Here is a 15,710-nt window from a genome sequence, read left to right on the forward strand (position 1 = left end):
ATCCAGACCAACATCAAGAAACTTGTCGACAACAACAGAAAGTAAAGTCAGTGGAATCACGAGACACTAGTCGCAAGGCTACCCTTCCTTGTTCGAATGCTTCCTCTACGCTCCTGGTAAACCCAAAGGTGCGATAGAAAGACGCCGCAAAGATGATCGATCATCTACTGCGTCGCTCATTCCGATGACATACCTGATCTCTTTGTTGATGGCCTCGACTTGATCTTGAGAGTAGCAAAAGTTGAGGAATACTACCTCTGCATTGCCGCGAAGAGTTGCAAATAGCGCTTTCAGTGCGGTCGGAGTGACCGGGCCGGTGTCTCGTCGTCTTCGCCGGCGACAGCCGGTGGGTCCCGGACGTGATCGTCGTGTTCGAGACCGTGCATGCGGCGGACGTCCACGCGGTGAGTTCGGGGATCGGAGACTGCGTAGTCGCGCCGATCTCATTCAGCCTCGACCGCGAGCCGCTGAGGCCGGTCCGGGGAACAGGGGGACGGCCGTGACCGGAGGCGTGGACGTGACGCCGCTGGCCGGTGGCGGTGAGACTGGCACCGCTTCCCTGCCTCACCGTCGGTATGTGATCGGTCTGCTGGAGCGCGACGCGGCGTACGCCAAGAACCCCAAGGGCGAGCCGCCTCTGTCGCTCCGCAACTATTGGCGGGCACTGGTCGACACGGACCACACGTTTCGGTCATCGCCGCTCAACATCTCCAGGATTTTTGTCGGATGTGCCGGTCATGCTTGATGGAGCAATCTCCACTGGTGAGGAGGCCGGCCTTGGCCAAGGCAGCCCGAGTCCTGGCGGCGCTGAAGCGCGACGGATGGGTCGAGGTCCGACGGAATGGTTCCCATCGTGTTCTTGTCAGGGGTGATCGGCGGGGCGTGTGGGCCTACCATGATGGTGTGGATCTCGGTGGCCCCGCCATGGCGCACGTCGCCAGGCACTTCGGGTACACCTTGGATGAGTTGAGGCGGCTGGAGAGGGGCGATCGGGGACGATGAGCGGACTGCGTGCGGAGTTCTTCTTCGATGACGAAGCCGGCAACTGGCACTTCCGCGTCCCGGCGTTGCACATCATCGGCGGCGGCACAGCCACGCGGGCGGAGGCGGAGAGTGAATGCCTCGATGCGGTTTCCTTTGCTTTGCAGGGCGATCCGAGTGAGTTCGACGCCGACGCCGACGCGGTCACCCTCGACGTGTCGGTCGCCCCGGCGGCCTGAACCACAAGCGTTCGGGCGCGGGGCTGGGGCGTGTCCTGAACCGGCGCGTGCTTCAGGGGCGCCAGGCGGTGAGCAGGTCGTTCGGGCCGAGGGCGAGGATGCCGGCCGTCGCCGTGCTGGTACGGGTCACCGCGAGCAGGGGGGTCGAGTCGTCGGCGCCGGGAAGCTGCGACCGGTGGTGGGCGAGCCGGGCGAGGTCGTGCACGTCAAAGGCATGGTTGTTCTGCCATTTGATCGATCCGACCATGGTGATCCTTTTGGCGATCGGTTCCCGGTCCGCGCCGACGATGTCGATTTCCGGGTCGTTGGTACGGGTCCAGTAGCCGCCGATGACGTTCGTCTCGTCTGGTAGGACCCCCGCGGGAAGCCGGTGCAGCGCATCCCTGATCACCGGCTCGATCGCCCGTCCTCGCCAGATGGCCCAGGAGGATTCGATCCTGGCGAGAACCAGGTCGCCGCGGCCCCGCTCGATTTCATGGAGGTACGGGCCGAGGAATGTCAGCCAGAATCGAAGATAGGGGTCGGCGATCAGATACCGGGTTTCGCGGGAGGGTCGGGTTGACAGCGGAACCATGGCGGTCACCAGACGTTTCGCAGTCAACAGCTGCAACGCGCGGCTCAGGGAGCCCTGCGCGATCCCGCCGGCGGCCCGTCCGATAAGCGAGAAGGCCCGTTCCCCGGACCCGATGACACCAAGGACCCCGCGGGCCTGCGCCTCGACGGGAAACTCGGCGGCCAGCGCACGTTCGGCGCTGACCAGCAGAGCGGAGGTGGGATCGTCGACCGCCTCCCGCAGATAGTCGTGAACTGAGGCGCCGCCGGGCCACTCGTCCAGGATCAGCGGCAGCCCACCGGTCACCAGGTAGGCGTCGAAGGCATCGGCAGAACTCAGATCCACCATCGTGGACACGTCGGCCGGGTTCAGCGGCGGGATCACCATCTCGCCGGCGCGTTGGTGAAACGGCCGGCCGTAGGAATTGAGCGCCTCCATCATCGCCAGGTCCGAGCCGATGCACAGCAGAAGGACCGGTCGCCGGGACAGCTCGCGATCGAACAGCTTCTGCAGTGTCCCCTCGAAACCGGGGTCGTTGGCGATGAGGTACGGCATCTCGTCCAGGATCACCACGCTGGGTTGGTCCGCGGGCAGCGCACCGGCCAGCAGCCGCAGCGCCGCATCCCAGGATCCGGGTTTCTGCTCATGGAACAGGCCGGCGTCTGGAAGATCCGAGCTTGCGGCCGCCTCGGTGAACAGGCGGAGATCCATCGCCATGTCCGGCTGTGCCGACGCGGTGAAGAACAGGTATGGCACGCCCGCGCGGTCGACGAACTCCTCGGCCAATCGTGACTTGCCGACGCGGCGGCGTCCGCGCATCAGGACAGCCCGACCAGGACGACCCGCCCGGCTGCCGGTCCTGACCCGCTGCAACAGTCGGTCAAGCGTCGCCAGCTCGCGTTCCCGTCCGATGAACTCGGCCATGCCAACCTGCCTCGATCATACCCTCATCCAGGATACTCTCATCGGTGAGAGTACCCTGGATGGGTAGGATCATGGCGGGTTCGTGTCACCGTTCGATGGTCGCGCATGGTTGCTTGACCGGTGCCCCGGCGATCTCTACCAGTGCGAGTCGTAGTGGTGGCCGCAGCCGCCGCGGTCGCAGGTGTAGGTGCTTCCGGTGAAACCCGGGCATGGACAGGCCGTGCAGTTACCGTAGCCGGCAAGCGGTGACGAGTCGCTCACCGCAGGGTGGGCGGCAGCGATTTCCCCCAGGGTGATGGGAAAGACGCCAGGATGTCGTGCTGCCAACAGATCGGTTGCGTGCATCGCGTTACCCCCCAGTATGCGGCTATCTGCTTCTACGCAACGTTCGTCCAGATTTACGGATCGTCAACATTGGATAGAAGATAGAGAACATTAACTCCGGGAAATGTTTGAGGGCAAGCAAAGACAGGCAGGTTGACGCGGCGTGATCCAGCGCATGCTCAGGCGCTTTCGACCGCCGTTCCGGGGGGAGCGCACGCACCAGAACTGCCATCACCGGGCGTGACTGTACCGGGTGTGACAGGACCGGGTGTCGTGACGTCGGGGGCATCCTGTTTGTCGGTGGCGTCACGCGGCCGAGGCGGCACGGGCGGCTGCGGCTGCCTGTCCTTTCTCGTCCGCTTCGGCTGGCTGGGTTGTTCCGGCACGAGCGGCGTCGCCAGCGGCGTCGCCGTCGGCAGCTGTAGTGGCAGCGGCAGCGGCTGGAGACCAGATTGATCCATTTCGACGGCGAGTGCCGGTAGCCCGCGTCCGGGCCGGTTCGCCCAGGCGGCGTGTTCGGCCGCCGCCGACCCCGGCGGGGCGAAGCCGGGTTGCCAGCGCTGCATCTCGGCGCGAAATGCCCCCGCGCTGTCGAGCTGGCACAGGATGCCGACCGCTCCCAGGGTCACCCGGTGGATCAGCAGGTAGGACGGGGGCAAATTGAGCTGACGGCCGAGCTGGGCCGCGGGGGAGCGGGGGTCGCCCAGGCGGACGGCCTCCGCTCGCAGCCAGTCACGGGAGAAGCGGAACTCCTCCGTGGCGACAGGACCGAGGATCGGCGCGAGGTACCCGAGGAGGTCCGCCGCGCCGATCTTGGCCGTCGGCAGGATGAAACCCTCGGCTCGTAGACCTGCCATGACGGCGTCCGCATCGCCGTGCAGGGCCAGCCGGCAGAGCCGGCCGATGGGTTCGGGCAGCCCGTCGGGTAGCCGATTGACCGCGCCGAAGTCGAGGATGCCGAGCCGACCATCCGCCAGCAGCCGGAAGTTGCCCGGATGCGGGTCCGCGTGCAGGAGCCCGACCCGTCCGGGGCAGGAGTACAGGAACCGTACGAGCAGCAGCCCGGCCCGGTCGCGTTCGGCGGGTGTGCCCTCGTTTATGATCTTTGACAGGGGTCTGCCGTCGATCCACTCGGATACCAGGACGTGGTTGGTGCCCGTGATGGCCCTGGGCACGCAGATGTCGGGGTCGCCGTCGAACGCTTCGGCGAAGGCTGCCTGCCACGCCGCCTCCAGGCGGTAGTCCAGTTCCTCGACGATGCGTGCCTTCAGCTCGGTGACCAGCGGTTTGATGTCCAGCCCGGGGGTCAGCGCGCCGAACAACCGGGCCGCGCGTGCGAGCTGGGTGAGGTCTGCGAGCAACGCCGGCCCCGCTCCGGGATACTGGATCTTGACGGCGACGTCGCGTCCATCCGCCCACACCGCCCGGTGAACCTGGCCGATGCTCGCCGCGGCCGCCGGCGTGTCGTCGAAGTCGCGAAACCTCGCCCGCCAGTCCGGACCGAGATCGTCCGCCAGCACGCGGTGGACCGACGCCGCAGGCAGGGGCGGCGCCGCCTCCTGCAGCTTCGTCAGGGCCGTCCGGTACGGCCGGGCCATATCCTCGGGCAGCGCGGCTTCGAAGACCGACAGGGCCTGTCCGAGCTTCATCGCGCCGCCCTTGAGCTCACCGAGAACACGGAAGATCTGCTCGGCCGTGCGCTGCTGGAGCTCCGAGGCGACGATCTCGGCGGGACGTCCACCGAGTCGCTTACCCATACCGACTGTGGCCCGTCCGGCGATGCCCAGCGGAAGACTCGCCAGCTTGGCGGTTCTGACGATCGCACGTTTTGGGATTTCGGACACAACCCCATCGTGCCTGTTCTGCCGCCAGGAGGCAGGCGGGACTGTGATCCGGGTCATCATTCCTACTCTTTGTAATGGACATGTTCAACCGGGTGGGGGTGGCGACGTCGCTCGGTCCACCCGATCAGGGGTCGTGTACCGGGTTGTGGGTTGGTTGATTACCTCGTCGACATTCGTGGCTGTAAGTAATCGAGCGCTTCGACAGGGACACGAAGGATGCACCGACCATGACCGGCGTCGAACCCGGAGCTCGGACGCGGCCATTTCCAGGGTTCCGTCGATGGTTGGCAGATCGCCGGCGGTCAGCCGGTGCGGCTGCCCCCACTCCTGGCTGGAGCCCTCGTCGTGAGGTCCGTCGTGAGGTCCGTCGCGCCGCCGGTCGCAACCACCGGACTCAACCAGGGAGAGGGCCTGCATCGCTGTCAGACCCGCAGCGACAGTGGCGAGCATCACATCGCACGCGTCGACGCCGCTGTCCGGACGGCGCGACATCTGCAGGGCCAGCAGCGGCCACGCGGGCTCGGCCGCGCCGCGGTGCAGATGCTGGCAGTGCAGGCACGAGGTCATGCCGGGCAGGACCAGCGGCCCGATCACTGCGGTGGTCTCGCGAATGCCGGCGAGCAGGTGCGGGATGCCGGTGCGTTCCAACTCAAGGGATTCGTGCGGGTGGACGACGGGAATTCCGGCCGGAGTGATCACAACGAGATCGGGACGGAACGGTGCGCCGGCCCGGTGCCGGGTTTCGCGGGATGCCAGGGGCCGCGCGACCCGGGCGATCGCCGAGGCTGTCGCCGTCGAGCGCGGGCGGCCGATGTCATCGAGACGAACACCGCCCGGCGCGACATCGGCGGGCCTGGTCACCCCGGTGTCGTCGACGACCACATGGCCGATCCCGGCCGCGGCCAACAAGGTCGCCACCTGCGCGCCGACCCGGCCCGCACCGCGGACCTGGATCCGCGCGTGGCGTCGGGCCCGCAGCATCCGATGGACATGGGTCGGGTCGGTTGAGCCCAAGGAGATCGACGCAAGGTCCGGCACCAGCCGTTCGTGGTCCAACATCGACAGTGGCGAGCGGTCGGCGGGAGCCGCATCCTCGATCATGCCGGTGTCCTCCAACAGGACCACGAGTTCGCGTCGGGCCGCGTCGAGGGAGCTCAGCACCTGCTCACGCGATCGGGTGCCGTCGAGCATGTCGAGCACGGAGGCGTCCCGAGCGGTGAGCCCGCCGAGGACGATCGCCCGCACCGGGTCGACGCCTATTTGCAGGGTGGACCCGTCACGCCAGAGCCGGCGTAGGCCGGGCTTGAGGATGGGGCGCACCGCGTCCTCCTCGGCAGAAGGCGACTAGCTCGTGCCATGACAGTCTCATGCCGGTCGCCGTTGTATACCGATATCGACCTATCTGTGGATAACGGTCGTATTTAGTCGAAATTCCAGACGGCGCCTGTGGACGACCGTCGGTCCAAGGGCCGAGCCGGCCGGCAGCCCGGGTCCCCGGGTCCCCAGGCCGCCGGCTGGAGGAGTCAGGCCCGCCCGGACTCCGAGTTCCGGGGTCCGGGCGGGAGCCCTGCGACATGTGTCCTGTGTGCGTCAGAGCTATGTGCTTCAGGCCTTGCCGAGGATCCTGTTGATCGTGGTGCCGCAGACCGGGCAGGTGCCCCGCGCCATCCGGCGCCCGGACTCACTGACCCGCACTTCGCCCTGGTAGTGCCGCTTGTCCTTGCACTTGACGCAGTAGCCCTCGAATGTCTCTGCCACCCGTTCTCCCCTCGCGCCGTCGGTCGTCGGTGACGAACCGCGGGTTGTCAACGAAGAAGGCCGGCCCGAATGGCCGACCCGACGCCATCCTGTCGGATTCGGCGATCGCGCCCTCTGCTGGGGCACGGGAACGCCTGTCGGGAACCTCCGGCGGCGCGCGAGCGACGGTGGCGCCGCCTTCGGTTAGGGTCGGGAAAGTCCGGGATGGCCAGCCTGGCGGGTCCACGACCGCTCCGGCGGCGCCGGGCGACGTCCGCCTCCCGACGACTTCCGCCTCCCGACGACTTCCGCGACACCAGGAGCCGATCGTGTCCGAACCGTTGCTTGTCCAACGTCCCGCGGATGGTGTCATTCTGCTGACACTGGCTCTGCCCGAGCGGCGCAACGCCATGAGCGTGGCACTCACGCAGGCCTGGTCGACGGCGTTGGACGAGATCATCACCGATCCGCATGTGCGGGCAGTGATCGTAACGGGACAGGGCAGTGCGTTCTGCGCCGGTGGTGACCTCGACTGGGTCGACCCGCGGACGGGCGGAGCGGCCGGCACCGAGCAGTTGCGTGCGAAGATGCTCACCTTTTACCGGACCTGGTTGAAGATCAGAGCGGTGGAGGTACCCACGATCGCGGCGGTGAACGGTGCCACGGTGGGCGCCGGGTTGTGTCTCGCGCTTGCCTGCGACCTGCGTTTCGCCTCGGTGGACGCCACCTTCTGCGCGCCTTTTACCCGCCTTGGCATGCATCCGGGGATGGCGGCCACCCGGTTGCTGCCCGAGGTCGTCGGTGCGGTCCGAGCCAGAGAGCTGATTTTCACCGGCCGGATGGTCGACGCCCGGGAGGCTGCGGCGATCGGCCTGGTCAACGCTGTGGTGCCCGCCGCCGACCTGGTCGCGACCGCGGTGGACACCGCGGTGCGGATCGCCGAGGCCGCGCCGGTCGCGACCAGACTGGCCAAGGTCGCGTTGAGCGGTGCCGACGATCTCGATCGGATCCTGCAGTGGGAAGCGCTCGCCCAAGCCACGACCATGGCCAACGGCGAGGCGGCTGAGGGGATCCAGGCGCAACTCGACCGACGCCCGCCGTCGTTCGCCCCCGCGAGTGCTGTGGGGCCTACGACCTCCGGGCGCGCGATCTGACGATCGTCGCGCGCCCTTTGGCCGGTGCTGTGGGGCCTACGGCCTCCGGGCGCGCGATCTGACGATCGGTGAGAAGCCCCCGGCACGCGGCCGGGCTCTCCAGCTTCCCCTTCTGGAGGGTCCGCCGGTGACCGGGGACTTCGTGTCCGCCAAGCTATGGCCGCGTAGCGGTGGCGGTCAACGACCGCCACGCGGATCAATGGCGGGACCTGCGTCGTCCGGTGGTTGCGGCCGGGGAGGCTCCTCCTGGGCGGGGGTGTCGCGCAACCGGTCCAGTTCCGCGATGGGGTCGCCCACCGTGCTGGTGTCGCCCGCGGCGAAACCCTGCGGGTCAGCGAGATCATCGGCGCTCGGAAGCAGATCGGGGTGTGCCCACAGGGCATCGCGTCCGTCGATCCCCCGGAGCTCTGCCACGACCCGCCACAGGGTGGCCGCCTCGCGCAGTTTGCGCGGGCGCAGGTTGAGGCCCACAAGCGTGGCAAAGGTCTGCTCGGCTGGCCCACCCTCGGCGCGGCGGCGGCGCACCATCTCCCGCAGCCTGGACGCACCGGGCAGGTTCTTCGTGGCGGCGGTGTCGGTGACGGTCTCCACCCAGCCCTCGACCAGGGCGAGGATCACCTCCAGGCGTGCCAGCGCCGCGGTCTGCTCAGGTGTGGTCGCCTCGTCGAAGACGTCCTCACCGAGTGCTTCCTGCAGACTCGCCGGATCCATGATCCGGGTCGGGTCGATCATCCCCATCGCCCGCGAAACCGCTTCGGAGTCGACCGCGATACCTCGGGCGTACTCCTCGACCGCACCGAGGACGTGCGCGCGGAGCCACGGGACATGGCCGTACAGGCGCTGGGACGCCGCTTCGCGTAGAGCCAGGTAGATCCGGACCTCGCTGGTGTCGATCCCCAGGCCCGAACCGAACGCCTCGACACCCGCCGGGACGAGCGCGGCTGTGCGCGGTGGGCTCAGCGGCAGCCCGACATCGGTGGAGGAGACGACCTCACGGGCGAGCAGGCCGATCGCCTGGCCGACCTGAGCGCCGAACAACATCCCGCCGACCTGGCTGACCATCTGCATGATCGGCCCGCCTGCGGCCGCCAGCTGGCTCAGGTCGACGCCTGGCGGGATCTGTGCGGCAAGTTCAGGCGGCAGCCCACCGCCCGCATCGCCCATCTGCGCGAGTCCGCTGGAGATTCCGCCGCGCATGGCGTCGGCGACCCTCGTGGCCACCGGATCGCACAGCGTCCGCCAGACGGGCAGTGTCACCTCGATCCAGCGGCCACGCGTCCATCCCTCGGCGGTGGTCGCTCCGGCGGGTAGCGTCGTCACCGGGTCGAGCCAGATGTCGGCGAGCCGGACCGCTTGGCGGACGTCTTCGACCTCGGCGTCGGACACGGCGCGGTCAGCGTCGCCGAGCGTACGCACCGCGACTTGTCGCGCGAGCTCCCAGTTCACGGGCCCGTCGTGCCAGGCCAGCAGGCGCTCGAGCTCGGCGAAGAACGGAGCTCCGGTTCCGAACGGCATACCGGAGCCGCCGGCCGGGGACGATCCGCCCGGGGTGAACCCGAACGGGAAGCCGTCGCTCATGGTCGGCGTCCCAGCCGGGAGGATCTGACGTGAGGCCCGTGGCCCATGGATCCGGACATGCACCAACGGTAGTGCGTTTTCCCGCTGATGCCGAAACGACATCACGATACGGCCACCGCAACGGTCGGGATCGCCCACCCGGGCCTCGGCTGATGACGATGACGCGCCGGTCGCGCGGATACCCTACGGTCGGACCTGTGAGCCACATCCGTACCGGCCAGGCTGTCATTGTGGCGATCCGCGAACCGGAGTTGTCGGTTGACGAGTGCCTGAACGCCGTACGGGGGCCAGGCGTGGGTGGCGTCGCCGTCTTCATCGGCACGGTGCGCGATCACGATGGCGGGCATGGCGTGGCCGAACTGGAGTACACCGCCCATCCACGGGCCGGTGCCGAGCTGGAACGGGTGGCCGCCGCCGTGGCCGCCGCTCACGCGGTAGAAGCAGTGGCTGTCACCCACCGGATTGGCCTGCTCGGTATCGGTGACATCGCCGTGGTCGTTGCGGTGGGGGCCCCGCATCGCGCCGAGGCCTTCGCGGCGTGTCGTCAACTGATCGACGACGTCAAGGCCCAGGTTCCGATCTGGAAGCGCCAGGTGTTTCTGGACGGTTCGTCGGAGTGGGTAGGCGCGTGCTGAACGTGGCCTCTACCATGGGCTTCGCCTCCCTCTTCCCCCGTCTCGACGCCGAGGCCGCCATGTGGTTCCTGCTCATCCCGCCGATCGCCGTCCTTGTCACCCTCGTCTGGCTCGCTCTGCGTTCACGCCCGGAACGCCGGCCCGAAGCGCTGATCACTGTGGAGGGTTACCGCCGCAGCATGGCCGCGCTTGCACGGCCCATGGACGTTGCGCGCGGTCCGTCTGTGCGTGCCGCATCCCTGCAGCCCCCAGCCCTGCCGACCCCCGCCACGACCGGTCCGCCTGATCCCCGGTGAGTTGATTTCCGTACTGGAGGGCCAAAGGGTGCGCGATGATCGTCAGATCGCGCGCCCGGAGGCCGTGGTCCCCGCGATACTGCCGGCCTGGTCGCTGCAGCCAGGCCATCAGGCCGCGAATCACAGGTTCTAGACTGCCAGCCATGGCGCGGCGTATCCAGACACTCCTCGTCGCATCCGTCCTGGCGCTGGTACTCGTGGTAATGGGTCTGTGGCTGCCCGTGCCATTTGTGATGCTGTCGCCGGGGCCGGTGACCGACACGCTCGGACGTCCCGACGGCAAGCCGCTGATCGAGATCGTTGGCCGCAAAACCTATCCCACGTCCGGGAACCTTGATCTCACCACGGTCGAGGAGGTACCGAAGCTCAGTGCGCTGGACGCGGTCCGCGGCTGGTTCGACGGCGACCGTGCCGTGGTCCCGCGGGAGCTGGTGCAGCCACCAGGCACGAGCGACGAGCAGGTCCGCCAGGAGAACACCGCGGCTATGATCGATTCGCAGGATCAGGCTACCTCCGCGGCTCTCGGTGAGCTCGGGATCACCCCGACCGGCACGTCCGTGGTTGTGCACGAGATCATCGATGCATCGTCGCCCGCCGCCGGTAAGCTGCGTGCGGGCGACGTGATCGTGGCGGTCGACGGCGTCGCCGTGACCACCCCGCAGCAGCTGCAGGAGGCGGTCCTCCGGGTCCGTCCGGGGCAGCCCGTGACGATCTCCTTCAGTCGTGACGGCGATGCGCCCACCCAGACGTCGATCACCACTGCCGCGGCGCGCAACGACCCGGGCCGTCCGGTCATCGGTATCACCACGACCGAGAAGCAGCATTATCCCTTCACGGTCGAGATCAAACTCACCGATGTGGGTGGACCGAGTGCCGGCCTCATGTTCGCGCTCGGCATAATCGATCTTCTCACGCCGGGCCAGCTCACGGGCGGTCGGACGATCGCGGGTACCGGCACCATCGACGCGAGCGGCACAGTTGGTCCGATCGGGGGTATTCAGCAGAAGCTTCTCGGTGCTCGCAGGTCAGGTGCGGTCGTCTTTCTCGTACCGGCGGCAAACTGCCCGGATGCCCGGGAATCGGCCCCGGCCGGCCTCAGGCTGGTGCGGGTCGCGACGCTCAAGGGAGCGATCGACGACCTGAATGCGCTCGCCGATAGCCCCCAGGCCCCCGTTCCTGGTTGCTGACCCGCTAGACCCGCCGACCCGCTTCAGGCCCGTTCAGAGCGACCGGCGCCGACCGCTCAGCCGAAGGTCGCCAGCAGGCCGTCGACGAGACTGTCCGCGAGGTCCGGGTCGACCACGAGCTCGTCGTCGCCGCGGACCCGCAGACATGACGCGTGCTGCCCGTCCCGGGTCACTCCGACCGCGAGCCGGACGTCCTGGCGTTCGGGGTGGTTGGCCGCCCATATCTCGATATCCCGTTCATCGTAGGGAGTCTCCTGCTCAGCACTGGGCGGCAGGACCACGAGCTCGGTGACAAGGACGCAGCCGAGAACCTCCGGCGGCCAGCCGATTGCGGCGAGCACCTCGTCGAGGCGGCCGGCGGGCAGGGGTTCCTGCTCGACGGGGGTGAGTGAACCGGGCGCGGTGTCGCCAATGTGTGCGGCGAGCGTCGGTTCGCGGGCGATGAGTTCGGAGGTGTCGGCCAGCGCGTAGACCTGGCTGGGCTGATCCCAGCCCAGGTCGGCCACGTGCCGTTCGACCTCCAGCACAACAGCGGTCAACTCGTTGATGTCGGGGCTCGTCACGAGCGCATCCTCTCCGATGGCGCCACCCGGGCACTGGCGTAGGTTGCGTTCCAGGCGGACAACCCGGTCGTCTGCCCCGGACGCAAGGAGGAGCGAGTGGCAGCAGCCCGCAGACCACTGGTGGCGCGTACCCGCATCCTCATCCCCGCGCTGCTTGTGGTCATTGTTCTGATCATCCTGCTGGGTGTCTTCACGCGGCTTTACACCGACCTCCTCTTCTTCCGGTCGGTCGGGTTCAGCAAGGTCTTCAACACCGTCCTGTCGACACGGATACTGTTGTTCGTCCTCTTCGGTGCTCTGATGGCCGTGGCGGTCGGCACCAACCTTGTGCTCGCGTACCGACTGCGACCGCCGATCCGCCCCCTGTCACTCGAGCAGCAGAACCTCGAGCGGTACCGGGTGGCGGTTGAACCGTATTCGGTCTTGATCTTGATCGTGGTCTCGGCGTTGTTCGGTATCGTAGCGGGTGTCTCGGCATCCGGTCGATGGCGGACGTGGCTGTTGTGGCTCAATGGCAAACCCTTTGGGCAACGGGACCCGCAGTTCCATCGTGACATCAGCTACTACGCTTTCACGTACCCGTTCCAGCGTTTCCTGCTGGGTTTTCTGTTGACGACCGTGGTGCTGTCGTTGCTGGTGGCGGTGCTGACGCATTACCTGTTCGGTGGTATCCGGCTGCAGACCCAGGGAGAACGGGTGGTGCCGGCCGCGAAGGCGCACATATCCGTCCTGTTGGGGCTACTCGCCCTGCTCAAGGCCTGGGCCTACTACCTCGACCGGTTCGGGCTGGTGTTTTCCTCGCGCGGGGTCGTCAACGGTGCCTCCTACACCGACACCCATGCCGTACTGCCGGCCAAACTCATCCTGCTGTTCATCTCACTGCTGTGCGCGGTGCTGTTCATCTACAACATCTTCCAGCGCGGCTGGACGTTGCCCCTGCTGTCCGCGGGGATACTGGTGCTGTCAGCCCTGGTGGTCGGCGGAATCTATCCGGCGATCGTCCAGCAGTTCCAGGTTCGGCCGAACGAGGCGTCCCGTGAGGCGCCCTACATCAGCCGCAACATCGAGGCGACCCGCGCGGCATACGCGATACAGAAGATAGACCCACAGCCCTATAATGCGGGCACCACTCCCGACACCGCGAAGCTCGGTGCTGATTCGGCGACGTTGTCCAATGTCCGCCTGCTGGATCCCAACCGGTTGTCCCTGACCTACGACCAGCTTCAGCAGATCCGCAATTACTACGGCTTCCCGCCGTCGCTGGACATCGACCGCTACACGGTCGCCGGATCGGACGGCCAGCCCGCGACCCACGACTATGTGGTCTCCGTCCGGGAACTCGACCAGAACGGTCTCTCCGAGCAGCAGCGGAACTGGATTAATCTGCATCTGACATACACGCACGGCAAGGGCTTCGTCGCGGCGCCGGCGAATACCATTAACGAACTCGGGCAGCCGAAGTTCGCTGAGCTGAACCTGCCACCCACCGGGCCGCTGGGCCTGACCGAGAGCCGGATCTACTTCGGTGAGATGTTTCCAGGGTACTCGATCGTCGGCACGAAGCAGGCGGAGATCGACGGACCGGGCGCGACTGAGAACAGCGAGTCGACGACGACGTACGACGGTTCCGGCGGCGTGTCGATCGGCTCGACGTTTCGCCGGGCGCTGTTCGCGCTGCGGTTCCAGGAGAAGAACATACTGCTGTCGGGTGACATAACCGGGAAGTCCCGCATTCTGTACGTCCGCAACCCGCGTGAGCGGGTGAGTCAGGTCGCGCCCTGGCTCACGCTCGACGGCGATCCCTACCCGGCGGTCGTCAACGGGAGGGTGGTGTGGATCCTCGACGGTTACACCACGTCCGATGGATATCCATACGCCGAGCGTAAGACACTCGGTTCGGTTACCGCCGATGCCGTGACGGGCCGCGCGTCAAACCGGTCCGCGCAGGGGGCCAGCGAGGTCAACTACATTCGCAACTCGGTGAAGGCGACCGTCGACGCGTACGACGGAAATGTCTCCCTCTACGCCTGGGACGAGTCCGACCCGGTACTCCGGACGTGGATGAGCGCGTTCCCCGGGACCGTCAAACCGAAGAAGGAAATGCCGGCCGGGCTGCTGGAGCACCTGCGCTACCCGGAGGATCTGTTCAAGGTCCAGCGGGACCTTCTCGCCTCCTACCATGTACTCAATCCGCGTGACTTCTACTCCCAGGAGGACTTCTGGGCGGTCTCGCCGTCACCGGACAACCAGAACCAGCCACAACCACCCTTCTACGTGTACAGTCAGCTCGTTGATCATTCGCAGCCTTCGTTCAATCTGACCTCGCCGTTGCTGGCGAAGGGTTCGTCGAAGCTCGCGGCCTATATGGCCGTGTCGAGCGATCCGGGTAATTACGGAGAGTTCCAGGTGCTACGGCTACCGAAGGGCGTAACCATCAACGGGCCGGTACAGGTGCAGAACCTCATCGAGTCCAAGGGGGAGATCTCCAAGGAGCTGAGCCTGCTGCGGGGTGAGGGATCGCAGACGATCCAGGGGAACCTGCTCACCCTGCCGGTGGCCGGTGGCCTGCTCTATATCGAGCCGTACTACGTCCAGGCGCGGGAGAACGCGGTATACCCGACGTTGCAGCGGGTAGCCGCGGTGTTCGGTGATCGGATCGGCTTCGCGCCGACCCTGGACGAGGCCCTGAGACAGGTCTTCGGTGCGAGCGCCACGACACCCAACGGCACGACACCACCGGGCGCCACCACACCACCAGGCGCCACCACACCACCAGGTACCACGCCATCACCGGGAACGACCGGTAGTCCGGAGATCCAGCAGGCGATCGTGGATGCTGACCGTGCCTTTGCCGCCGGGCAGGACGCGTTGCGCAAGACTCCGCCGGACTTCGCCGCATACGGTGCCGCGCAGAAGGATCTGTCCGACGCGCTGAACCGGCTGGCACGGCTCACGGGGGTGCCTGCCGCCTCGGCGAGTCCCAGTCCCGCGCCGTCGGCATCGCCCTCAGCCGCCGCGCCGGGGTCTCCCCAGGCCGGCGCTGCGGGTGCGAGTCCGGGGCCGGCAGCGGCCCCGGTGGCCCCGGTGGCGACCACGTCAACCTCGCCGCCAGGCGGGTAGCCGGGCCGATCGGACCTTTGATCAAGCTCATTTGACAACCCCCACCCAGCGTCCTATAAGGTGAACTCACACCGACGCGGGGTGGAGCAGCTCGGTAGCTCGCTGGGCTCATAACCCAGAGGTCACAGGTTCAAATCCTGTCCCCGCTACCACGCAGTACCAGGGCGAAGGCCCCCGGAGAGATCTTCTCCGGGGGCCTTTCGCTTGCGTTCGTGTAGGCGAATCTGTAGGCGAGACCTCGAAACTGCTACCCCGGAGGGCCCACTCGGGTCCCATCCCACCCAAGATCAGATCTGCGATCGCGCGGGCAACCTCACGGTCGGCGTCAAGATCGGTATCGAGGTAGGTGCCCATGGTGAACGCCACGGAGGCATGGCCGACCCGTTCGCTGCACATACGTGGTCAGCGACCACCGCCGATACGACTGCCTTTCAGTCCAGCGGTCGCAGGCTCACATCCGTGCCCCGCCGCCATCTGGTATCAGGGGACGCTTCCGAAGAGATCCTCGCCGGGGTCGTCCCGTGTGCTGTGGCCGGTCCACGTTTCATGACCGTCCCGTGTGTTGTGGAGGGTGC

The 15,710-nt window shown here is 67.1% G+C and carries 14 protein-coding genes and 1 tRNA gene; 9 read left to right on the forward strand and 6 right to left on the reverse strand.

Annotated elements, in window-relative coordinates:
• The first annotated feature begins 499 nt into the window (after positions 1–499).
• Genes U9979_RS05520 through U9979_RS05525 form a run of 3 tightly spaced genes read left to right on the forward strand, consistent with a single transcriptional unit; the run spans position 500 to position 1,220 of the window.
• On the forward strand, positions 500–745 hold the full coding sequence (locus tag U9979_RS05520; RefSeq protein WP_322770168.1) for a hypothetical protein: 246 nt from the start codon (positions 500–502) through the stop codon (positions 743–745).
• Positions 745–1,002 carry a type II toxin-antitoxin system HicA family toxin gene (locus U9979_RS25075; RefSeq protein ID WP_416210394.1) on the forward strand — a complete coding sequence of 86 codons (258 nt, stop codon included), beginning with the start codon at positions 745–747 and terminating at the stop codon, positions 1,000–1,002. The genes U9979_RS05520 and U9979_RS25075 overlap by 1 nt, the downstream gene beginning before the upstream one ends.
• Positions 999–1,220: a hypothetical protein gene (locus U9979_RS05525; protein ID WP_322770169.1), complete on the forward strand. Its 222-nt coding sequence runs from the start codon at positions 999–1,001 to the stop codon at positions 1,218–1,220. The genes U9979_RS25075 and U9979_RS05525 overlap by 4 nt, the downstream gene beginning before the upstream one ends.
• 52 nt (positions 1,221–1,272) lie before the next feature.
• Here U9979_RS05525 and U9979_RS05530 read toward each other — a convergent pair whose 3' ends face one another.
• From U9979_RS05530 to U9979_RS05545, 4 genes are all read right to left on the reverse strand, one after another.
• Complete coding sequence (locus U9979_RS05530) at positions 1,273–2,697, reverse strand: ATP-binding protein (RefSeq protein WP_322778524.1); 1,425 nt, start codon at positions 2,695–2,697, stop codon at positions 1,273–1,275.
• Between the two features lie 503 nt (positions 2,698–3,200).
• The gene (locus U9979_RS05535; RefSeq protein WP_322778525.1) at positions 3,201–4,865 is read right to left on the reverse strand and encodes an AarF/ABC1/UbiB kinase family protein; all 1,665 of its coding nucleotides are present in this window, start codon (positions 4,863–4,865) and stop codon (positions 3,201–3,203) included.
• Between the two features lie 84 nt (positions 4,866–4,949).
• On the reverse strand, positions 4,950–6,185 hold the full coding sequence (locus U9979_RS05540) for a ThiF family adenylyltransferase (protein WP_322778526.1): 1,236 nt from the start codon (positions 6,183–6,185) through the stop codon (positions 4,950–4,952).
• Between the two features lie 285 nt (positions 6,186–6,470).
• A complete protein-coding gene (locus tag U9979_RS05545; protein ID WP_322751089.1) occupies positions 6,471–6,623 on the reverse strand; it encodes a DUF5679 domain-containing protein in 153 nt (50 codons plus the stop codon).
• A gap of 308 nt (positions 6,624–6,931) precedes the next feature.
• On the opposite strand from U9979_RS05545, the gene U9979_RS05550 reads away from it, so the two are divergent.
• On the forward strand, positions 6,932–7,756 hold the full coding sequence (locus tag U9979_RS05550; protein WP_322778527.1) for an enoyl-CoA hydratase/isomerase family protein: 825 nt from the start codon (positions 6,932–6,934) through the stop codon (positions 7,754–7,756).
• Positions 7,757–7,933: 177 nt separating this feature from the next.
• On the opposite strand, the gene U9979_RS05555 is transcribed toward U9979_RS05550, so the two are convergent.
• Positions 7,934–9,334: a zinc-dependent metalloprotease gene (locus U9979_RS05555; protein ID WP_322778528.1), complete on the reverse strand. Its 1,401-nt coding sequence runs from the start codon at positions 9,332–9,334 to the stop codon at positions 7,934–7,936.
• Between the two features lie 197 nt (positions 9,335–9,531).
• Here U9979_RS05555 and U9979_RS05560 point away from each other — a divergent pair, with 197 nt between their 5' ends.
• From U9979_RS05560 to U9979_RS05570, 3 genes are all read left to right on the forward strand, one after another.
• On the forward strand, positions 9,532–9,969 hold the full coding sequence (locus U9979_RS05560; RefSeq protein ID WP_322778529.1) for a molybdenum cofactor biosynthesis protein MoaE: 438 nt from the start codon (positions 9,532–9,534) through the stop codon (positions 9,967–9,969).
• 14 nt (positions 9,970–9,983) lie between these two features.
• On the forward strand, positions 9,984–10,265 hold the full coding sequence (locus tag U9979_RS05565; protein ID WP_322751093.1) for a hypothetical protein: 282 nt from the start codon (positions 9,984–9,986) through the stop codon (positions 10,263–10,265).
• Between the two features lie 143 nt (positions 10,266–10,408).
• Positions 10,409–11,452, forward strand: coding sequence for a PDZ domain-containing protein (locus tag U9979_RS05570; RefSeq protein WP_322751094.1), 1,044 nt, complete (start codon positions 10,409–10,411; stop codon positions 11,450–11,452).
• 56 nt (positions 11,453–11,508) lie between these two features.
• On the opposite strand, the gene U9979_RS05575 is transcribed toward U9979_RS05570, so the two are convergent.
• Positions 11,509–12,015: a PPA1309 family protein gene (locus U9979_RS05575; protein ID WP_322751095.1), complete on the reverse strand. Its 507-nt coding sequence runs from the start codon at positions 12,013–12,015 to the stop codon at positions 11,509–11,511.
• Positions 12,016–12,111: 96 nt separating this feature from the next.
• Between U9979_RS05575 and U9979_RS05580 the strand changes: the two genes are divergently transcribed.
• Positions 12,112–15,135, forward strand: coding sequence for a UPF0182 family protein (locus U9979_RS05580; protein WP_322778530.1), 3,024 nt, complete (start codon positions 12,112–12,114; stop codon positions 15,133–15,135).
• A 75-nt stretch (positions 15,136–15,210) separates the two neighbouring features.
• Positions 15,211–15,287: transfer RNA gene (locus tag U9979_RS05585), tRNA-Met, on the forward strand.
• The last annotated feature ends 423 nt before the right edge of the window (positions 15,288–15,710 follow it).

It is taken from the genome of Protofrankia sp. Cas4, from assembly GCF_963555915.1.
GTDB lineage: Bacteria > Actinomycetota > Actinomycetes > Frankiales > Frankiaceae > Protofrankia.